Origin of the sequence: Halomonas sp. McH1-25, assembly GCF_022348165.1 — a bacterium.
Taxonomy (GTDB): domain Bacteria; phylum Pseudomonadota; class Gammaproteobacteria; order Pseudomonadales; family Halomonadaceae; genus Modicisalibacter.
Genome location: NZ_JAKRFI010000008.1, coordinates 55,220 through 74,377, shown reverse-complemented (window position 1 = coordinate 74,377; position 19,158 = coordinate 55,220). Strand labels below are relative to the sequence as shown.

Annotated in this window: 14 protein-coding genes; 6 read left to right on the top strand and 8 right to left on the bottom strand. The window is 59.2% G+C overall.

Features of this window, described 5'->3' with window-relative positions:
- Nucleotides 1-4: 4 nt before the first annotated feature.
- From hslV to MHM84_RS17650, 4 genes are all read right to left on the bottom strand, one after another.
- Nucleotides 5-523, bottom strand: a complete 519-nt coding sequence (hslV, locus tag MHM84_RS17665; RefSeq protein WP_239267693.1) for an ATP-dependent protease subunit HslV — start codon at nucleotides 521-523, stop codon at nucleotides 5-7.
- Nucleotides 524-647: 124 nt separating this feature from the next.
- Entirely contained in the window at nucleotides 648-1,337 is a 690-nt protein-coding gene (locus tag MHM84_RS17660) for an SPOR domain-containing protein (protein WP_239267691.1), read from the bottom strand.
- A 3-nt stretch (nucleotides 1,338-1,340) separates the two neighbouring features.
- Entirely contained in the window at nucleotides 1,341-3,026 is a 1,686-nt protein-coding gene (gene argS / locus MHM84_RS17655; protein ID WP_239267689.1) for an arginine--tRNA ligase, read from the bottom strand.
- Between the two features lie 160 nt (nucleotides 3,027-3,186).
- Nucleotides 3,187-5,445 (bottom strand): primosomal protein N', encoded by a 2,259-nt coding sequence (locus MHM84_RS17650; protein ID WP_239267687.1) that lies wholly within the window; start codon nucleotides 5,443-5,445, stop codon nucleotides 3,187-3,189.
- A gap of 146 nt (nucleotides 5,446-5,591) precedes the next feature.
- On the opposite strand from MHM84_RS17650, the gene rpmE reads away from it, so the two are divergent.
- Entirely contained in the window at nucleotides 5,592-5,807 is a 216-nt protein-coding gene (rpmE, locus tag MHM84_RS17645; RefSeq protein ID WP_239267685.1) for a 50S ribosomal protein L31, read from the top strand.
- Between the two features lie 238 nt (nucleotides 5,808-6,045).
- Entirely contained in the window at nucleotides 6,046-7,317 is a 1,272-nt protein-coding gene (locus tag MHM84_RS17640) for a malic enzyme-like NAD(P)-binding protein (protein WP_239267683.1), read from the top strand.
- Nucleotides 7,318-7,412: 95 nt separating this feature from the next.
- Here the strand turns inward: MHM84_RS17640 and MHM84_RS17635 are convergent, their stop codons facing one another.
- Nucleotides 7,413-8,117, bottom strand: coding sequence for a PRC-barrel domain-containing protein (locus MHM84_RS17635; RefSeq protein ID WP_239267681.1), 705 nt, complete (start codon nucleotides 8,115-8,117; stop codon nucleotides 7,413-7,415).
- 331 nt (nucleotides 8,118-8,448) lie between these two features.
- On the opposite strand from MHM84_RS17635, the gene MHM84_RS17630 reads away from it, so the two are divergent.
- Entirely contained in the window at nucleotides 8,449-10,110 is a 1,662-nt protein-coding gene (locus MHM84_RS17630) for a methyl-accepting chemotaxis protein (RefSeq protein WP_239267679.1), read from the top strand.
- Nucleotides 10,111-10,828: 718 nt separating this feature from the next.
- The gene (locus MHM84_RS17625; protein WP_239267677.1) at nucleotides 10,829-12,046 is read left to right on the top strand and encodes a hypothetical protein; all 1,218 of its coding nucleotides are present in this window, start codon (nucleotides 10,829-10,831) and stop codon (nucleotides 12,044-12,046) included.
- 66 nt (nucleotides 12,047-12,112) lie between these two features.
- Here the strand turns inward: MHM84_RS17625 and MHM84_RS17620 are convergent, their stop codons facing one another.
- Both MHM84_RS17620 and MHM84_RS17615 read right to left on the bottom strand, forming a co-directional pair.
- Nucleotides 12,113-13,993, bottom strand: a complete 1,881-nt coding sequence (locus tag MHM84_RS17620; RefSeq protein ID WP_239267675.1) for a monovalent cation:proton antiporter-2 (CPA2) family protein — start codon at nucleotides 13,991-13,993, stop codon at nucleotides 12,113-12,115.
- Nucleotides 13,994-14,395: 402 nt separating this feature from the next.
- A complete protein-coding gene (locus MHM84_RS17615) occupies nucleotides 14,396-15,268 on the bottom strand; it encodes a LysR family transcriptional regulator (RefSeq protein ID WP_275445833.1) in 873 nt (290 codons plus the stop codon).
- Between the two features lie 96 nt (nucleotides 15,269-15,364).
- On the opposite strand from MHM84_RS17615, the gene MHM84_RS17610 reads away from it, so the two are divergent.
- Entirely contained in the window at nucleotides 15,365-16,321 is a 957-nt protein-coding gene (locus MHM84_RS17610; protein WP_239267671.1) for a permease, read from the top strand.
- Nucleotides 16,322-16,579: 258 nt separating this feature from the next.
- On the opposite strand, the gene MHM84_RS17605 is transcribed toward MHM84_RS17610, so the two are convergent.
- Nucleotides 16,580-17,200: a tyrosine-type recombinase/integrase gene (locus tag MHM84_RS17605; protein WP_239267669.1), complete on the bottom strand. Its 621-nt coding sequence runs from the start codon at nucleotides 17,198-17,200 to the stop codon at nucleotides 16,580-16,582.
- Nucleotides 17,201-17,932: 732 nt separating this feature from the next.
- Between MHM84_RS17605 and MHM84_RS17595 the strand changes: the two genes are divergently transcribed.
- Entirely contained in the window at nucleotides 17,933-19,021 is a 1,089-nt protein-coding gene (locus MHM84_RS17595; protein WP_275445832.1) for a hypothetical protein, read from the top strand.
- The last annotated feature ends 137 nt before the right edge of the window (nucleotides 19,022-19,158 follow it).

Genomic DNA, 19,158 nt, shown 5'->3' with positions numbered 1-19,158 from the left:
TTGCTCACAGCTCTTCGAGCGTGATGTGATGATTGGTGTAGACGCAGATATCGGCGGCGATGTTCAGTGATTTCTCGGTGATGTCGCGGGCGCCCAGGTCGGTGTTCTCGAGCAGGGCGAGTGCGGCCGACTTGGCATAGTTGCCGCCGGAACCGATGGCGATGATGCCGCGTTCCGGCTCGAGCACGTCGCCGGTACCGGTGATGATCAGCGAGGCGTTCTTGTCGGCGACGGCGAGCATTGCCTCGAGGCGCCGCAGGGCACGATCGGTACGCCAGTCCTTGGCCAGCTCGACGGCGGCCTTGACCAGATGGCCCTGGTATTTCTCCAGTTGCGACTCGAAGCGCTCGAACAGGGTAAAGGCGTCGGCGGTGCCGCCAGCGAAACCGGCCAGGACATTGCCGCGGTAGAGGCGGCGGACCTTGCTGGCGTTGCCTTTCATTACCGTATCACCCAGTGATACCTGGCCGTCACCGGCGAGTGCGACCTGTTCACCGCGACGCACGGATACGATCGTCGTCATGTGAAAAAACTCCCTGGGGGCAGGCAAGGCCCGCCCGATGAATGGGGGGGCGTGTCGACGAGACACGCCCCGATCCGGAATCATTGACAGGAAGTGTGGGCACGCTGCCCGGAAATCAAGCGTACTAGTTCTGAAGCTTGATCAGCAGAGGCTCGATGCCTTGGGTCATCATCAGATCCTGGGCGCGATTGAGCTCGCGGGTGTCCTGATAGGGGCCGACCTGGACGCGGTGCCAGGTCTGGTTGCCCTGGGCCTTGACCTCGGTGATCTTGGCCAGCAGGCCGAAGTCCTGCAGGCGTCCGGCGAGCCGCTTGGCGTCGGCGGGCTCCTTGAACGAGGCAGCCTGCAGCATGTAGCTCGCCTGGCTCTCGGACGGGGGCGGGGCGGTCGGTTTCTGGGTGGCCGTGCTGGCCGGTGCGCTGGCTTCGACCACGTCGGCGACCGCCGTGGTGGCCGGTGTGCTCGGCACATCCTCGACCTTGGGCGCGATGACCTCGGATTCAGGCAGCAACGTATAGAATTCGAAGGTCGGCATGCGCGGCTCGCTGGCGGCCGCGGGCTGCTTGTCGCCGGAGGGCGCCTGCGCTGGCTGACTGGCCTGCTGCGCGCTGGGCGGCTTGGGCACCACGGTAGCCAATGGCGGTGCGGTTTCCTGCAGATACTGCGACAGCGCGAAGCCGGCGATCAGACCGGTGATCCCCCACAGCCAACCGGGTACGCTGCGGTGCTCCTTCTGACGCGGGGCGCGGCGGGTCGTGGCGCCCTTGGGCGGGGCGCGACGACTGGAACCTTGCGAAGCGCTGCGGCGGGCCATGGCTTACATCTCCTCGGGTGCGCTGACGCCCAGCAGGTCCAGGCCGTTGCGAATCACCTGGCGGGTGGCCAGGCCCAGGGCGAGACGCGCATTGCGCAGCGCGGCGTCCTCGACCATCACCTTGACCGCGTTGTAACAGGTGTGGAAGTCGGCGGCGAGATCCTGCAGGTATTGGGCGATCTGTTGCGGTTCGCGGCTGAACGCGGCGTGCTCGACCACCTCGGGGAAGCGCGCCAGGCGGTTCATCAGTGCCTTTTCCTGGTCGGTCTCGAGGCTGGCCAGGTTGGCGAAGCCGAGCTCGCGGTCGAAGGGCAGGCCGTCGGCCTCGGCCTTGCGCATCACGCTGCACAGGCGGGCGTGAGCGTACTGCACGTAATAGACCGGATTGTCGTTGGACTGCGAGCGCGCCAGGTCGATGTCGAAGGTCAGCTGCGAGTCGGCGCGCCGGGCCGCCAGGAAGTAGCGGGTGGCGTCGCGGCCGACCTCGTCGATCAGGTCGCGCAGGGTGACGTAGCTGCCGGCGCGCTTGGAAAGCTTCACCTCCACCCCGGAGCGCGTCACCAGCACCATCTGGTGCAGGACGTAGTCCGGCCAGCCCTGGGGGATGTCCACTTCAAGGGCCTGCAGGCCGGCACGCACACGGGTCACCGTGGAATGGTGATCGGCGCCCTGTTCGTCGATGACCTGCTTGAAGCCGCGCTGCCACTTGTCGAGGTGATAGGCGACGTCGGGCAAGAAGTAGGTGTAGCCACCGTCGGTCTTGCGCATCACCCGATCCTTGTCGTCGCCGAAGTCGGTGGTACGCAACCACAGGGCGCCGTCCTGCTCGTAGGTATGGCCGTTATCGATCAAGCGCTGCACGGTCTGCTCGACCTTGCCGTCGCGGTACAGCGACGATTCCAGGAAATAGACATCGAACTCGACGCCGAACGCCTTGAGGTCCAGGTCCTGCTCGCGGCGCAGGTAGGCCACGGCAAAGCGCCGGATCGCCTCGAGATCGTCGGCATCGGCGGCGCCGGTGACGTGCTGGTCGTCGGCGTCGATGGTCTCGCCGGCCAGGTAGCTGTTGGCGACGTCAGTGATGTAGTCACCACGATAACCGTCGGCGGGCCAACTCGGATCCTCGGGCGTCAGGCCCTTGACGCGTGCCTGCACCGACAAGGCCAGGTTGCTGATCTGAGCGCCGGCATCGTTGTAGTAGAACTCGCGAGTCACGTCATACCCGGTGGCCTCGAGCAGGCGGCACAGGCAGTCACCGATCGCCGCGCCACGGCCATGCCCGACGTGCAGCGGCCCGGTGGGGTTGGCGGAAACGAACTCCACCTGGACCTTTTCGCCGGCGCCCCGCAGGCTGCGGCCGAAGGTGTCGCCGCCATCCAGGATGGTCGGCACGATCTGCGCCACGGCATCGGTGGCGGCAAAGAAATTGAGAAAGCCGGGGCCGGCGATCTCCACCTTGCGCACGGCGTCGGTGGCCGGCAGTGCCTCGATCAGCGCCTCGGCCACATCGCGCGGCTTCTTGCCGGCGGGTTTGGCGAGCATCAGCGCCAGGTTGCTGGCATAGTCGCCGTGGGCCTTGTCCTTGGTCGGGTCGACCTTGAAGGAGGGCGAAACGTCATCGGGCACGAGGCCCTGCTGCTTGAGCGAGGCCAGTGCCTCTTCGAGCAGTGCGGTGATGGTGTCTTTCATGGGTATGCGTGCTTGTCCTGTGGCCCTGGCGGTGCGCGAGCGCGTGGCAACCGAAATTCTCGCGGCGGTGCAGCGGCGTCGATACGTCGCTCATTTTTCGAGCATGGCCGCACATTATCGGCAATTGCGGCTCGGCTTTAAACCTCTGTCGATCCACGCTTCAGCTCAACGTCTGCGGATCGACGTCCAGATTCCAGCGGGCGCGACGGGCCAGTGGCGACTGTTCCATCCAGCCGGTCAGGTAGGCGCAGGCTTCATGAAGCGGACTGCGCTTGGCCGCCGAGAGCATGACCTGCACGTGATAGCGGTTTTGACGGCGCTCCATTGGCGCCGGCACCGGGCCCAGGCAGTCCACCGCCAAGCTGCGTTCCTGCAGCCATTGGCGAAGGGCGCCTGCCGCCTCGCCGGCCAGCGTCAGGCCATCGGCCTCGCGGGGGCTCTCCAGGCGCAGCAGCGCCATGTAGCGGTAGGGCGGCAGGCCGGCGATGCGGCGCTCTTCGAGCAGGTTTTCGGCCAGGGCGTCGTAGCCGCTTTCGGCGAGCAGGCGCAGGTGCGGGTCGTCGGGGTGCAGGGTCTGGACCAGCACGCGCCCCGGGCGCTCGGCCCGGCCGGCCCGGCCGGCAACCTGGATCAACAGTTGGGCGCTGTGCTCCAGAGCGCGGAAGTCGCTGGCGTACAACCCGGCATCGGCATTGACCACGACCACCAGGGTGACATGCGGCAAATGGTGGCCCTTGGCGAGCATCTGGGTGCCGACCAGCAGGCAGGGCTCGCCGCGGCGTATCTCGTTCAGGGTGTTCTCGAAGGCGTCCTTGCGCCGGGTGCTGTCGCGGTCGATGCGGTGCACGCAGACCCCCGGAAACAGTTCGCCCAGGCTCTCTTCGCTGCGCTCGGTGCCGGTGCCCAGCGGGCGCAGATCGGCACTGCCGCAGTCGGGGCAGGCTTCGGGAATGCTGCGCTGGCGCTCGCAGTGGTGGCAGGTCAGTTGCGGCGGCTGACGATGCAGGGTCAGGCGCGCATCGCACCAGTCGCATTCCGCCAGCCAGCCGCAGTTGTGGCAGGCCAGGGTGGGGGCAAAGCCGCGCCGGTTGATGAACACCAGCACTTGGCCGCCAGCGCCCAGCGCGCCCTTGATGGCATCGATCACCGGCGGAATCAATCCGCCCTGGCGCGAGCGGCCGCGCAGGTCGATCAATTCCAGGCGGGCCGGGGCATGCGAACTGGCGCGGCGTGTCAGGCGCAGGTGGCGGTAATGGCCGGCACGCGCCTGCACCAAGCTTTCCAGTGACGGCGTGGCGCTGCCCAGCACGATCGGGATGTCATGCTTGTGGGCGCGGGCGATGGCCAGGTCGCGGGCATGGTAGCGCAGGCTGTCCTGCTGCTTGTAAGAGCCGTCGTGCTCCTCATCGACGATGATCGCCCCGGGCCGGGCCAACGGCGTGAAGATCGCCGAGCGCGTGCCGATGACGATGGGCGCGCGTCCGGCGCGCGCCGCTTCCCAGGCATCCAGGCGCTCGGCATCGGTCAGCCCGGAATGCAGCGCCACCACCGGTACCCGGAAACGCCGACGAAAGCGCGCCAGGGTCTGCGGGGTCAGGCCGATCTCGGGCACCAGCACCAGCGCCTGGCGGCCCTGGGCGACGATGGCCTCGATCAGTTGCAGATACACCTCGGTCTTGCCGCTGCCGGTGACCCCCTGCAACAGGCAGGGATGGTAGCGGTCGAGCCCCTGGTGCAGCTCGCTCAGCGCCGTGGCCTGTTCGCGATTCAATGTCAGTGCCGGCTCGGCGAGCAATGCGCCGCCCGGCGTGGCAGGCGCGGCCGTGAGCGGCTCTTCATGGCACTCGGCCAAGCCCTTTTCGGCCAGCGCCTTGAGCTGGGCGCGGGTGAAGCCCTGGGCGCTGATCACCGAGCCCACCACGCCACGCGGATGCTGGCGCAGCAGCTCGAGCAGCTCGGCCTGGCGGCGCGCCCGACCCAGGCTGGCGGCGTCCGTGGCCTGGCCGGTGGCGGTCAGTTGCCAGCGCTCACGGGTACGCGCCTCCAGCGGCCGGCCCTGGCGCAGCAGCACCGGCATCGCCTGATGCAGCGTGTCGCCCAGGGCGTGCTGGTAGTAACGCGCCGTGAAGCGGCACAGCCACAACCAGTCCGCCGGCAATGGCTGGCTGTCCAGACAGGCGCTGACCGGTTTCAGCGAGGCAAGCTCGAGATCGCTGGTGTCGCGACACTCGACGACGATGCCCACGACTTCGCGACGCCCAAACGGCACCCTGACGCGCATTCCAGGCTGCCAGCCATCGGACGGCCCCGGTTGGCAGGGGCGATAGTCGAACAGCTTGCGCAGCGGGGTGGGAACGGCAACGCCCAGAACCTTGGGGGCGGGCGGTGTGGTGGGCGATGAAGGCAATTGGACTCCCATGATGGCTCTGCTATAATACCCGGCCTTCCTGAATGGCGCTGCTTGTTCGCGCCGTCGCAGGAATCCGGTTCACTCAACCCGTGTGCGGTGCCTGACCTAACCGATCCAGGATCAGGTGGCGGTACACAGACTCGTGAGGCATCAAGATGAAACAAGCTATCCATCCGGAATACAAGAAGGTCACGGCGACCTGTTCCTGTGGCGCTGTTCACCAGATCGGCAGCACCGCTGGCGAAGACATGTCATTGGACGTTTGCTCCAACTGCCATCCGTTCTATACCGGCAAGCAGAAGCAGGCGACCACCGGTGGCCGCGTCGAGCGTTTCAACAAGCGTTTCGGTGCCGCCCTCAAGCGTGGTTAATCATCGCTTGGTGAAAAAACCCGCCCCTCGAGGCGGGTTTTTTATTGCCTGAATGTGGACGGCAATAAGCTGCGACTTATGCTGGCAACGGCAGGCATAAGCTGCAGCAAATATCTGGAAACGTTTTCAAACGAGCGGCTAAAAGTTAGGAAAGACAGCAACTTGGCTCAAGTTGTTCGGCAGTGCTTTTTTCTATATTCTTGCCGGACATCTCAAAGATCATACCGGATTAAGACGCATGACAGACGCGAAAAAGCAGGCAGCGCTGGATTATCATTCCCAGCCGATTCCCGGCAAGTTATCCGTTGAAATCACCAAGCCGACCTCGTCCGCCAAACATCTGGCACTGGCTTACAGCCCCGGGGTTGCCGAGCCGGTTCGCGAAATCGCCAAGGATCCCGAAAACGCCTACCTGTACACCGGCAAGGGCAACCTGGTCGCAGTCATCTCCGACGGTAGCGCCATCCTCGGCCTGGGTAACCTGGGCGCGCTGGCCAGCAAGCCGGTCATGGAAGGCAAGGGGCTGCTGTTCAAGCGCTTCGCCGGTATCAACTCCATCGATATCGAAGTCAATGCCGAGAGTCCGCAAGCCTTCATCGATACCGTGGCACGCATTGCCGATACCTGGGGGGGCATCAACCTCGAGGACATCAAGGCGCCGGAGTGCTTCGAGATCGAGCGCGCGCTGATCGAACAATGCAACATTCCGGTCTTTCACGACGACCAGCACGGCACCGCCATCGTGACTGTCGCCGGCATGCTCAACGCACTGGACATCGCCGAGAAGAAACTCGAAGACGCACGCATCGTCTGCCTGGGTGCCGGCTCTGCCGCCATTGCCTGCATGAAGCTGCTGGTGTCTTGCGGCGCCAAGGCCGAGAACATCTACATGCTCGACCGCAAGGGCGTCATTCACAGCGGCCGTGACGACCTCAACCAGTACAAGGCGATGTTCGCCACCGACACCGAGCTGCGCACCCTGAACGAAGCCATCGAAGGCGCCGATGTGTTCATCGGTCTGTCCGGCCCCAATCTGCTGAGTGCCGAGCAGCTCAAGAAGATGGCCGACAATCCGGTGGTCTTCGCCTGCTCCAACCCGGATCCAGAGATCCACCCGGACGTGGCCAACGAAGCGCGCCCCGACGTGATCATGGCGACCGGCCGCTCCGATTACCCCAATCAGGTCAACAACGTGCTCGGCTTCCCGTTCATTTTCCGCGGTGCGCTGGACGTCCGTGCGACGCGCATCAACGAGGAAATGAAGATCGCGGCCGTGCATGCCCTCAAGGATCTGGCCCGCGAGCCGGTGCCTCAGGACGTTCTCGACGCCTACGAAGTCGACACGCTGGAGTTCGGCCGTGGCTACATCATCCCCACGCCGATGGATGCGCGCCTGCTCGACCGCGTTTCATCCGCCGTGGCCCAGGCCGCCGTCGATACCGGCGTCGCCCGTCGACCGTATCCCTCGCACTATCCGCTGACCAGCGTGGAAGACGTCTATGGCAGCTAAGTCATAGCTCGAGCGTTGGCAAGAAAAACGGCAGCTGAGAACTCAGCTGCCGTTTTTTATGCATCATTATGGGAGTAAGGCATCCCGAATGCCGCTCAAGACGACCCAGAGCTACCGCCGCTGTTGCCGCTACCGCCGTTGTTGCCGCTAGCGCTACCGTTGCCGATATTGCCCTGATATGCCCCGGACTGTTCAATATCGCTCTGCGAATACGGCACGACCAGAATCCACGCCGGATTGACCCAGCCAAGATCGGTAGGCACCCAGTAGTTGTCGGTATCCATGCCATCCGGGTCGATGATTGCGCTGGTCACTTGGCCCTGATCGTTCACGACCAGATCCTCGACTTCCGCATAGGCCGATTCCTCGACCTGCACGCCCATGCCGAGGATCGAGCTGGCACTGTACTGGTCCTCGTTGAAGAACTGCTGGGGCGAGGTGCTGTGTTGCTGGTCGGCGAACTCCTCGGGCTGCTGGTCGATGGACAGCAGCACATCCGACGGTTCGAACAGTTTCACCGGCCATTCGGTCGTATAGAAACCACGCTCCACGGCGTTGCCGTTGGAATAGACCAGCAGCGACTGGATGTTGCCCTGAGCATCGAGAATCACATCGGCCACTTCCCCGACCTCGGTGTTCTCGCCCGCGATCACGTCGTCGCCCAATAGCTGAGTGATCGCCCAGGACGCCGAGGGGTCGCCGCGCTGATTCTGCCAGTCGCTCAGGTCCTCGGGCGCCGCCATCGCCGCGAAGGGCAGGGCAGCGGCGCAGAGCGGGATCAAGCGATGTAGATGTTTCATAGTGACTCCTTTCTCCATATGTCCATTCATTGAAAGACATCGATGCGATGAATCCAGGCCGGCTGGCCTGTATTTCCCTACGGTGCGTTTCAATTGCCGATCCATGCAAAACGCCACCGCAAGACAGCCCACAAAGAGGCTGCACTAGCGTTATCAATGGTTAACTGCAACGTAGAAAGCGGGAGAGAGGGCGTCAACAACTATCCGGAAATGGCCGCCTGGCCAGCTTACGGTATGGCAGGTGGCTACACCTATCGACTTGTCTGCCGATAGGGGGTACGGGCCGTTTCCTCCCTGGCTACCCGGCCCGTAGCGACGACATGAGAAGAACATGAAGAACTGGTCAATAAAAAACAGCCTGACCGCAGCCCTCGTGCTGCTGGTCGCCCTGAGTGCCGCCATCAGCGGGCTGGGGTTCTACTCGAACGACATCAGTGGTGACTCGCTCAGCGAGCTGACCGAAATCAACGTCAAGCAGAGCAATACGCTCAATCGTACGCAGGTCAATATCCTGCGCACCCGAATCATGCTGGAGCAGTATGCCGCCAGCACAGCGACGCAGGATGATGCGCAAATTCAGCAGTTGCCGGTCGAAGCGAAAAAGGCACTAGAGCGTGCAGAAGAGCGCTTCGCTACCTTCGAAACCATCCGGGTCGGCGAAGACAGTCGCCGTGATCCCTATGTGGATGCCATCAAGGCGGCGTATCAGGCACTGGTCGTCGAAACGATGGAGCCGCTGCTGGCCAACCCGGACCGTTTCGAAATTCGCATGGCGCAGGGTGATCTAACCGAGCGCTCCATTGCCTTGGACGAAGCGATCAGAGATTTCATTCACTACGCTGAAACGCGCGGTCAGGAACTGATCGCCGAGACCGATCGCACCAGCCAATTCGTCGAGATTACCGGCATCGTGCTGCTCATCCTGTCGTTGGGAGCCGCGATCATCCTGCGAGTCGGGTTGATCCGAATCGTGATTCGCCCGCTGAATGGTGCCCTTGCCCACTTCGACAGGATTGCCAAGGGCGACCTGACCGGCAAGGTCGAAAGCCGGGGTACCAACGAAATCGGCCAACTTTACGCCGGTTTGAAAGGCATGCAGGAAAATCTGGTTACGCTAGTGAAGTCGCTGCGTAGCAGTAGCGATAGCGTATTCACCGGCGCCGGTGAAATCGCTTCCGGCAGCCAGGACCTGTCATCGCGTACCGAAGAGCAAGCCGCAGCATTGCAGGAAACCGCCTCCAGCATGGAGCAGATGACCTCGACGGTGCGTCACAGCACGGATTCTGCTCTCGAAGCCGACCGCTTGTCAGGGCTGGCCTCCCAGGCTGCCGAAAATGGCGGACAGGAAGTACAGCAGACCGTCAAACTGATGCGCGAGATCGCCGCCAGCGCTCGCAAGGTCAATGACATCATCTCGGTAATCGACTCCATCGCCTTCCAGACCAACATCCTGGCGCTGAACGCCTCCGTCGAAGCGGCGCGTGCAGGCGAGCAGGGCCGTGGCTTTGCCGTGGTGGCCAGCGAAGTTCGCTCATTGGCCAGCCGCAGTGCGGCATCCGCCAAGGAGATTCGTGCCCTGATCGAAGCGACGACCACCCAGATCGAAACCGGCGCCCAACAGGCCGAACGCAGCGGAGAGACCATCAACGAAACGGTCACCTCGATCCGTCAGGTCTCGAAGCTCATGTCCGAGATCTCTTCCGCTACCCGCGAACAGAACAGCGGCATCGAACAGATCAACGTCGCCATCACCCAGATGGACTCCGTGACCCAGCAGAACGCCTCACTGGTGGAACAGACCAGCGCGGCCGCCGCATCGCTGGAAGAACAGGCCCAGCAGCTCGCCAACCTGATCGCCACGTTCCGGATTGCCGAGGCGGCCAAGGCAGCGCGTGCTCCCCAGTCTCGGGGGCTGCCGCAACCTGAGGCCAAGCAGCCAGCTTTGCCGGCCAAGAAGGCCGTGGCGCAAGAGGAGGAGTGGGCTGAGTTCTGAGCCGAACGGATAGATAGCTTGAATAGCCCGAGCAAGCGTTGGGCCGAACAGCGTAGCTCTATCATCGCCCCGCGTAGGCGGGGCGATTCTCAACCAGAGGCATGGCTCCAGCCTCTCTCTGGGCTAGATACCGATAGGCAACGTCTATGCTTTCGATGGCTTCTATCAGGTTGTGCTAATCCATGCTGGTTACAACACTGGGTATGCCCATTGCGTATGGGCTGTGTTTGCTTTGCCCCGGCTCGCTGGGGCATTTTTATGAGCCCTGGTTCGTACCATGCACTGCAATAAGGCTCGGCCGGAGCGTACGTTTCTAGCTCCACAGCGAAGATAGATTGCAAGACAGGGTAAAGAATAATGGGCAACTGCCGATTGGAGTATGTAAGGGCGGCTCTCGACCCAAAGCGGCCATGCGGGCACAGGCAGTGAACACGTTCATCCGATATACTTTGCATTTTAATACCTGTTAGTTGGTAAGTGCCTTGGGTCTTTTGGGGTGGCCGGGTGCCACCGGGCCCTGAGCGCAAACGGGTAGCAAAACGGTCAAGGCAGGTGGTTCGCCAAGGCCATCAGAATTAACAAAATCCGGGACATATCTGTTTTTCAATGACTACAGCGTGAGTCGCGGTATGCGGATCTTCATCTAAGCTTGGATATGCCAAGGTGGTTTTTTACAGGGCCACTCCCTAATGCGCTGGCTACGTCGTCAGGAGAGCTTATGTCCAAGGCCCGGAACGAGGTCTACGCCAAGGAACCAGCAGAGGAAGGGAGCCGGACGGTCAACGCATGCCGAAAGGTGGTGGGCCTGGTACCCGCCCCGGAGATGTCCGCTGAGATGGCCGAACAGATAATCGACCACTTGCCCGAACTTTTGGCCAACTACGTCGATGACCGGTTGAGTTGGGAGGTGCAACTGATCGTCGATCCGTTGATCGGCGCTGCAGAGGCTTCCACCGATATCATCGAAAGTATTCTCGAGTACAAGCGGGATCGGCAGTGGGACTACGCGATCTGTATCACCGATTTGCCAATCTACAAGCATGGACGCTTCGTGATCGCTGAAACCAGCACGGTGCATGGCGTTGCGATGGTCTCATTGCCTGCCTTCGGCATTACCGCGATACGCCATCGCCTGAGCGAAGCGATTCTGCAACTGGTCAACGAATTGCATCATGGCAGTTCGGAAGAGGACCGTGCTCGCCAAGAGCAGCGCACCCAGCAATCCGATAAAGTCCACGAGAGCCTGCGTGGCAAAGGCGCCCGGAAACTACTGGGTAGACACCTCTACGAGAAGCTGTTTCCGATACGGCGGATAACGCTGCCGGGCAAGGGAGATTCCTTCGACGTACGCTTCATTGCCGATACCTGGATCAACGGCAATCTTCGTATTCTCGCTGGCATGGTACGCGCCAACCGTCCCTGGACCATCTTCCCGGCGTTCAAGGGCGTCATTGCCGCCGCGTTCGCGACTGGCGCCTATGGCTTGGTATTTCCCACCCTCTGGCAGCTCAGCGCCAATTATGGCGGGCCACGACTCGTCCTGCTGATGAGCGTCGCCATGGTGGCCATGGTCGCCTGGATCATTCTTGCTCACAATCTCTGGGAATCGGTAAGAAAAGCTTTTTCGCCACACTTGGCTCGCCTCTACAATGCTGTCACCGTGTTAACGCTGGGCGCCGGTGTCGTTTTCTATTACGCGATCCTGCTGGGGTTGTTTTGTCTCGCGGTTCTCGTTTTCGTTCCGGCCAGCATGCTGGAATCAAATATCGGTCATGCGGCCGGGCTTCTCGACTACATCGTTCTCGCCTGGCTCGCGACCTCCGTGGCCACCATCGTTGGCGCCCTGGGGGCCGGATTGGAAGATGAAGAAACCGTCAGGAACGCCACTTACGGGTACCGGCAGCGACGCCGCAACCAAGAAGCGAATAAGCGCTGATACGCGCGACAAAGAAAACCGCAAACAAACGCGGGACGGCCTTCTAGTGCCTCTTTGTCTTCGCGGTCAGCCATTATCCCTTGGTGGTGTCCACGCCGGTGCTTCGTCCTCGGTTCGTCGTGCGTCCTCCTTCATGGCGTGCCCCATTGACTCTTCGAGCTTCATGAACAACTCCCCGTAGCGCGGGCTGAAGTGGATGCCTTCTTCGATATCGCGCCAGGTGTCGAACAGCTGATCTTCGTGGGCTTTTTCGCTGGCGATAAAGGAGCGGGTCATCCGGCGGGCGCGTTGTGGGTGGACGCCCATGGCCGTGAGGGCCCCGCTGCCAAGTTCCAGGGCGGAGTAATATGTCTCGCTCACCACGTCGTCGGCACCGGCTTCACGTAACTCGTAACCATGGCCGCGGTCGAAGGCGCGAGCCAGTATCCAGACCTCCGGGTAAAGCTGTTTGACGTGACGCACCAGGCTCACGGCCCGGTCACGGTCATCGATGGCGACAATGAGCAGGCGTGCCTCGGCAATGCCGGCGGTTTCCAGCAACTGGATGCGGGTGGCGTCGCCAAAGTAACTTTTCAGTTGGATCCGGCGCAGATTTTCGATCTGATCCAGGGCATGGTCCAGGGCAACGCTGGGAATGTTGTTGGCGCGAAGCAAGCGACACACGATCTGTCCGAAGCGGCCGACCCCTGCCACGATCACCGGGGCCTGCTCTTCTATCTCATCCGGCTCCGCTTCTTCATTGGATGCCTTCTGATAGCGCGGTAGCACCACCCGGTCATAGACGATGAACAACAGCGGCGTCAGGAACATGGACAGGGCCACCACCAGTGAAAACACCTGTGCGGTGTTTGCAGGGATAACCTGATTCTGGGTACTGTAGGTCAGCAGCACAAACCCGAACTCACCGGCCTGGGCCAGCCCGAGGCTGAACAGCCAGCCTTCACTGCCGCGGATGCCGAATGTGAAAGCCAGGCCAGTCAGAATCAGCGCCTTGCCAATGATAATCGCCAGGGCGAGAAGAAAGACCGTATCCCAGGAGTTCGCCAGAACACCGAAATTGATCCCCGCGCCGACGGTAATGAAGAAAAGCCCCAGCAGCAGCCCCTTGAAAGGTTCGATATTTGCTTCCAACTCATGCCGGAATTCGCTGTTGGCAAGAACCACACCGGCCAGGAAAGCACCGAGCGCCGGCGACAGGTTCACCAGGCTCATGAGCGCCGCGATTCCGATAATCAACATCAGGGATGTAGCTGTGAATATCTCCCGCATGCGGGACTGCACCACATAGCGGAACAGCGGCCGGCTCAGGTAATGGCCACAGGCAATCACGATCACGATCGCACCGACAACGGCCAGCCCATGCGCCCAGCCCGGCAGGTTCTCAACCAGGCTGAGGCTGCTGTGTCCGCCCTCGCTGCCACTAGCGGAGATTCCGGACACGGCCAGCAGCGGGATGATGGCCAGCATGGGAATCACCGCAATGTCCTGGAAAAGCAGCACTGAGAAGGCACTCTGGCCACCTTCGGTTTTGACCAGGCCCCTTTCGGTAAGCGTCTGCAGGACAATCGCTGTTGAGGACAGGGAGAAGAGGAACCCGACCGCCACGGCTGTTTGCCAGGCCATCCCCAGGGACCAGGCAAAACCGGTGGCGGCGGCTGCAGTCAGTATAACCTGCAGGCCGCCGAGACCGAGCAGCCGGACCCGCATGGCCCAGAGGGATTTGGGGTCAAGCTCCATCCCTACCAAAAATAGCATCATTACCACGCCGAACTCGGCAAAATGCTGAAGAGTGACGGCCTCCTGGCCCACCAGTCCGGTCACCGGCCCTATGACCACACCGGCCACCAGGTAACCGAGCACCGACCCCAGCCCGAACCGCTTGGCCAGCGGCACCGCGATTACCGCCGCCACCAGGTAAATAAACGCCTGAACAAAGTAGTCAGTCATCAGACATGTCCGTGGTCGGAAATCAGGTATCCGTTTTTCTAACCTTAGATCAACGACTGCATTTCGCTTCCGGTCACCCGTCGGGTATGCATGATGAGCGTGGCGGCGGCTTTCAGTACCTGCTCGGAGTCGCATCAGGCAGCGCAGGCCGTGCAGATATTGTTTCAATCTAACTAAAAATCTAGTTCGTTCCGGGCCTTCGCCCCTCCACCGGGCAGCCTTTTCTCCGCTTCGCTACGTAAAGGCCGCTGCTGAATGTAGGCGTTACATCAGGAAAGTCTCAATGGCGGCTTCTGGCCGATTAGTGCTGCTGAGCGCAATCATGGCGCTCGGGCTGCCGGCGGAATGGGGGTCTTCTGAAAGAGGTGTACGCTTCGGGCCGCTAGTGCGGTGAGGATACCGTCACCGGAAATAATGGCCATGCGCAGCGAAGTGTTGTCGAATCAGCCGCACCATTTCTACCGCTCCCGGCGCATCGCGATCTGTCATCTGCAACATCAAGTGAGATCCTGGCAGAGTGGGTAGCCCCAATGCTTCCGGCACTTGCCTGACTCCCTTGGGTACCGTACTGAGTCCTAGCACACCGATGCCAAGCCCGGCCTGAATCGCAGCGGCAACGCCAGCGATGCTATCGCTGGTATAAGCGATGCGCCATTCGCGCTTGGTTTCACTTACCCGGTCCAGCGCCCATTGCCGCCACCAACAGGCCTGATCGAAGAGCACGAGTGGCAGCGGCCCGTGTGTTGGCAGTTCCAATGTCTCTGCCATGGCCCACCATGTCGGATCGTACAGTAACGCATCACCGCGGCGTCTTTTATCGTCCGCCACGATGAGCCCCAGATCCAAGTCGCCTTGCGCGATTGCCGCCTCCAGTCGATCACTGCTGGCACATTGAACGAGTAGTTCGACGCTCGGTTGGCTGCGCTGAAAATGACTCAGTAACTTGGGGAGCTCGATGCCGGAGTATTCTTCTGGTATGCCGACTCGCAACGGCCCCGATGCCACATCGGGGGCCTCGAATAAAGTTGCAGCATCATGAAGTGCCTCGGCGGCACGCCGAGCGTGAGGTAGGAGCCGCTCGCCAGCGGCATTAGGCGTGACTCCGGCACGCTCGCGCACCAGTAGTGCCGTGCCTGCCACCGATTCCAGTTGCTGAATTTGCATGCTGACCGCAGATTGAGTGCGATGCATTCGTTTCGCAGCACCCGTGAAACTTCCCGTTTCTACCACAGCGACGAAAGCCACCAGCCAGTCGCCTCTCAAGCCTCTTGTCATCAGAGTTCCTGATACATGGGATAATATAAATTCGTTTCTCTTATTTTATAGCCAGACGCATCCTAGAGCCAAGCAACAGTTCTAGGAGCATCATTCATGAATACGCGCTTTTCTTTCGTCTGGTGGGTCACCGTGGCGATGTTGGCCCTTGGGTCGCTATGGCCCGAGCCCCGAACCGGGCTGCTTCGCTCCATGCTTGGCGAGCTCGTCACGCTGCTGCCGCTAACCGTGTTCGTTGCCCTCATGGCGGGTTGGCTTGCATCGAGCACAATAGCGAATCGGCTGCGCAACACGTTAGACAGTCGTCCATGGCACGCCATCTTCTTTGCCGCTCTGATTGGTACCGTGACACCAGTTTGCGGTATTGCCAGTGTACCCTTGGTGGCCGCTTTGCTGCGGCAGGGTATTCCCATAGCTGCAGCAATGGCCTTTTGGCTATCCTCCCCGATTACAGATCCAGGCATGTTGATCCTGACGGCAGGCATCCTCGGGTGGCCATTCGCTATCGGAAAACTGCTTGCAGCGTTATTGCTCGGTTTGGTTGCCGGTGTCGTTGCGCAGATATTGAGTTACTGGAAGCCACAGTCTCGCTGGGTCCGCGAAGGAGCCTTGCAGCAAAGTGCTACCTCCTCCTGCGATTTATCAGCGCAGTCGCGCTTTGTCGCCGAGGCAAAAGCTACCTTCGGCCTGGTCGTGCGTTGGCTTGCCTTCGCGCTGACCTTGGAAGCCCTGGTTCGCGTTCATCTCGGAGACGTCGGCTACTCGATACTCACCGCGGCAAATAGTGTTTGGGCGGTACCTGTAGCGGTAGCTATCGGTGGTCCGCTGTATATAGAAGGATATGCAGCCCTCCCACTGCTGCGAGGGCTGATCGATATGGGGCTGACACTCGGTGCCGCGATGGCCTTTCTGATTTCAGGAGCGGCCATCAGTCTATACTCGGCCATTGCGGTATGGAGCCTGGTGCGCCCAGCCATTTTTGGCCTTTATCTGACCCTGGGGATCGTAGGCGCACTGGTTGCAGGATGGGTAACAGATATGGCGATGACCTGACATCAATACCAGAGCATGCCAATCCAACAAGGCCGTGGTAGGTTTCTATACGCTTGAGATTTCAATCACCATCTGAATTCATAAAGGTAAGATATCGTCTCTTTGGGTGCTATTATTAGAGTTAGCTACTACCTTTGATCCTCTCGTGTGCATGCGTGAATGGATAACTATTAGTAGAAATCGCTAACGTGCCGTCTTCTCCAAGTGTCCGCTCTTGGCCAGTAGAGGCGGCCCGAACCAGGCCGTCTCCGGCTCCTGCTATGCCTCCGTTTGCTCAGCCATCTCCAAGGCATCATCTACCTCAATCCCAAGGTATCTGACAGTGCTTTCCAGCTTCGTACGGCCTAGGAGCAGTTGAACGGCTCTCAGGTTTCTCGTCCGACGGTATATCAGCGATGCTTTGGTACGGCGCAGTGTATGCGTACCATAGATTGAAGGATCCAGGCCAATGGAGGTTACCCAAGCTTTGACGATACGAGCATACTGTCGTGTCGATAGGTGTTCTGAGCTACTGAGGCGGCTCGGAAACAGATAGTTTTCGCTTCGAAGCCGAGCACTCTGAATCCAGTCGGTTAAGGCCGTGCGTGTCTGCTCGGTTATCTCGAACTGCACTGGCCGCTGGGTCTTCTGCTGCATGACAACGGTTCTTGGCGATACGCGGTCTCCATGAACAATATCTCGGACACGCAGAGTGACCAGATCACAGGCCCTTAGCTTGCTGTCTATCGCAAGATTGAAAAGCGCTAGGTCGCGTGGCTTCCCAGCAAGCTGTAGCCGAACACGAATAGCCCAGATGTCTTTGAGTCGAAGCGGTGCTTTTTGGCCGACCAGTTTGCCTTTGTTCCAAGGCTCACGGATTGTAATTATTGTAGCATTCATGGCATGGTTCCCACAGGTGGAGAGGAGAGTGTGGCTCAATCCATGCCTAGCGTGGGCTTGACCTCGCCACCAGTCGCGGGCCGACCCAAAGCGGCCATGACAGCAAGGAGGCCAGCTTATCCATCCATGTTATGCAGCCGGCACTATGATTGGGGCCATACTGCCGAGCCAAAAGGCCGTGTCGTTGTGCACCATAGTGGCGGATATTCAGTTTCGACTTCTCACAGTGGTTACGATTCGTCGGCGCAGTCAATAGTTATGCTGTGCGTTCAAGCATGTGTCATCAATGGTGACGAGGTGACAGTAAAAAGTACTAAACGGGAGCCGGTACAGGAATAATTGTGTCCTGTTGAACTATTTCTAACTATGCCAGTCATGGCGACGTCTACCCCATTGGGGCTTCGCCTCCATTCCGTAGCCGCGCGTGCTGAGCGACGTTATGCAAGCCTAATGAGGAAATTTAGTGGATCTTAACGATAAAAAACTAAAGCTGTTATTGGCTAACCAATTTGAAATTGACTGTATTAAAATTGAACTAAAGCAACAAAAAAATGATGATCAAATTATTTACTGCGGGCCTGGATCAATAACACAGAAGCCAGATGGAGATTTTCACTTAAAGCTTTACCATTCCTTTAAGGATGTTACCAAAGAGTTGATGCCAGAGCTTGGTGATAGTGTGCCTGGAAAAATTATTGGTAAAGAAGAGTTTTTAGCATGGAGGCAGTGGATATGTCCGGCAATATATGGACAGCGGATGACATCTCTGTGCCCGATGGCTTCTCTCTACCTGCAACAGGAAAGATTGTCGAAAGTAGAATTAGGAGCTTATATTGTGAGAACGAGAGAGAAGGTGTTGTTAATAAAGCATCAAGTTTCTTTTTCCTGATTATCCCCGGAAAGCATAGGATTCCATGTAATGAGCGAGAAGAAAGTAAAGGAGGGGGTTGGACATTAAATACCTGCAAGTTAAATATTTTGGGTGTCGATTTTGTAATCAAAGATAGAGAAAACAGTTTAACAGTAAGAGCAGAAGACCCTGCTGGAAGTATGGGCGAAAGCTTCAAAGAGCGCTTTATCGAGGCGATAAGCATCGTATTCGGCAAGCTATGTCCTGTCTTATATTATTCATATTCTGAGAATAACACGAGAAGAACTGTTCTTAGAAGTATTTCAAGAAACACGCCAAATCAAAAAATTGCTTCTCCAATCAAGCATCATGCTCCTTGGGAAGTTTCAAACTTTCAAGAGTTCATAGAAAAATATCTCAATAGCTTCGAAGTTAAGCACGATGCATTTTTCGGCTATTGGCATAAGATAAATCGATCATGGCAAGGTGGGATTGAAAGTGCGGCACTTACCATAACTACAGCGATCGAAGGGATAATTAAGCATTACTACTCGACGTATGGTTTTCCGGACGATGAGATAGTGCAGCAAGCGAATGAGGCAAAACATCTAATTAAGCAGCTAGTCATTGGCGAACGAATAAAGAGCAGAATACAATCAAATATTGGCCAAGTTAAATCATCTAGCCCAAAGAATGCATTGTATAGACTTGCCGATGAAGGAAAAGTGGATAAGGCCATGGTAGATGCTTGGGTTTCGCTCAGAAATAAATCTGCACATGCAGACAGCCTAGACGAAGACATAGGCGAGCTTCAAAGCTATATTGATGATATCTATAAATGTCAGAATCTTTTTAACATCTTACTTCTTCTGAAAATCGGGTTCGATGGGAAGTATCAAGATTTCTCGAGAGAGGGCTGGCCTGAAAACAGTCTTGTCCTTGATTTAGAGGAAGAAGACAAAGAGAGTTAATGATAAAGTGTAGCGCCGTACAATTCGGTGAACGTGGCACTATATCAGCCTTCACTGAAGGGCGGCTTCTGGCCGGAAGCGGACCATGAGGCTCCCCTCCATTTGGTGATCTTGTGGCGTAAACTACTCCCACCATT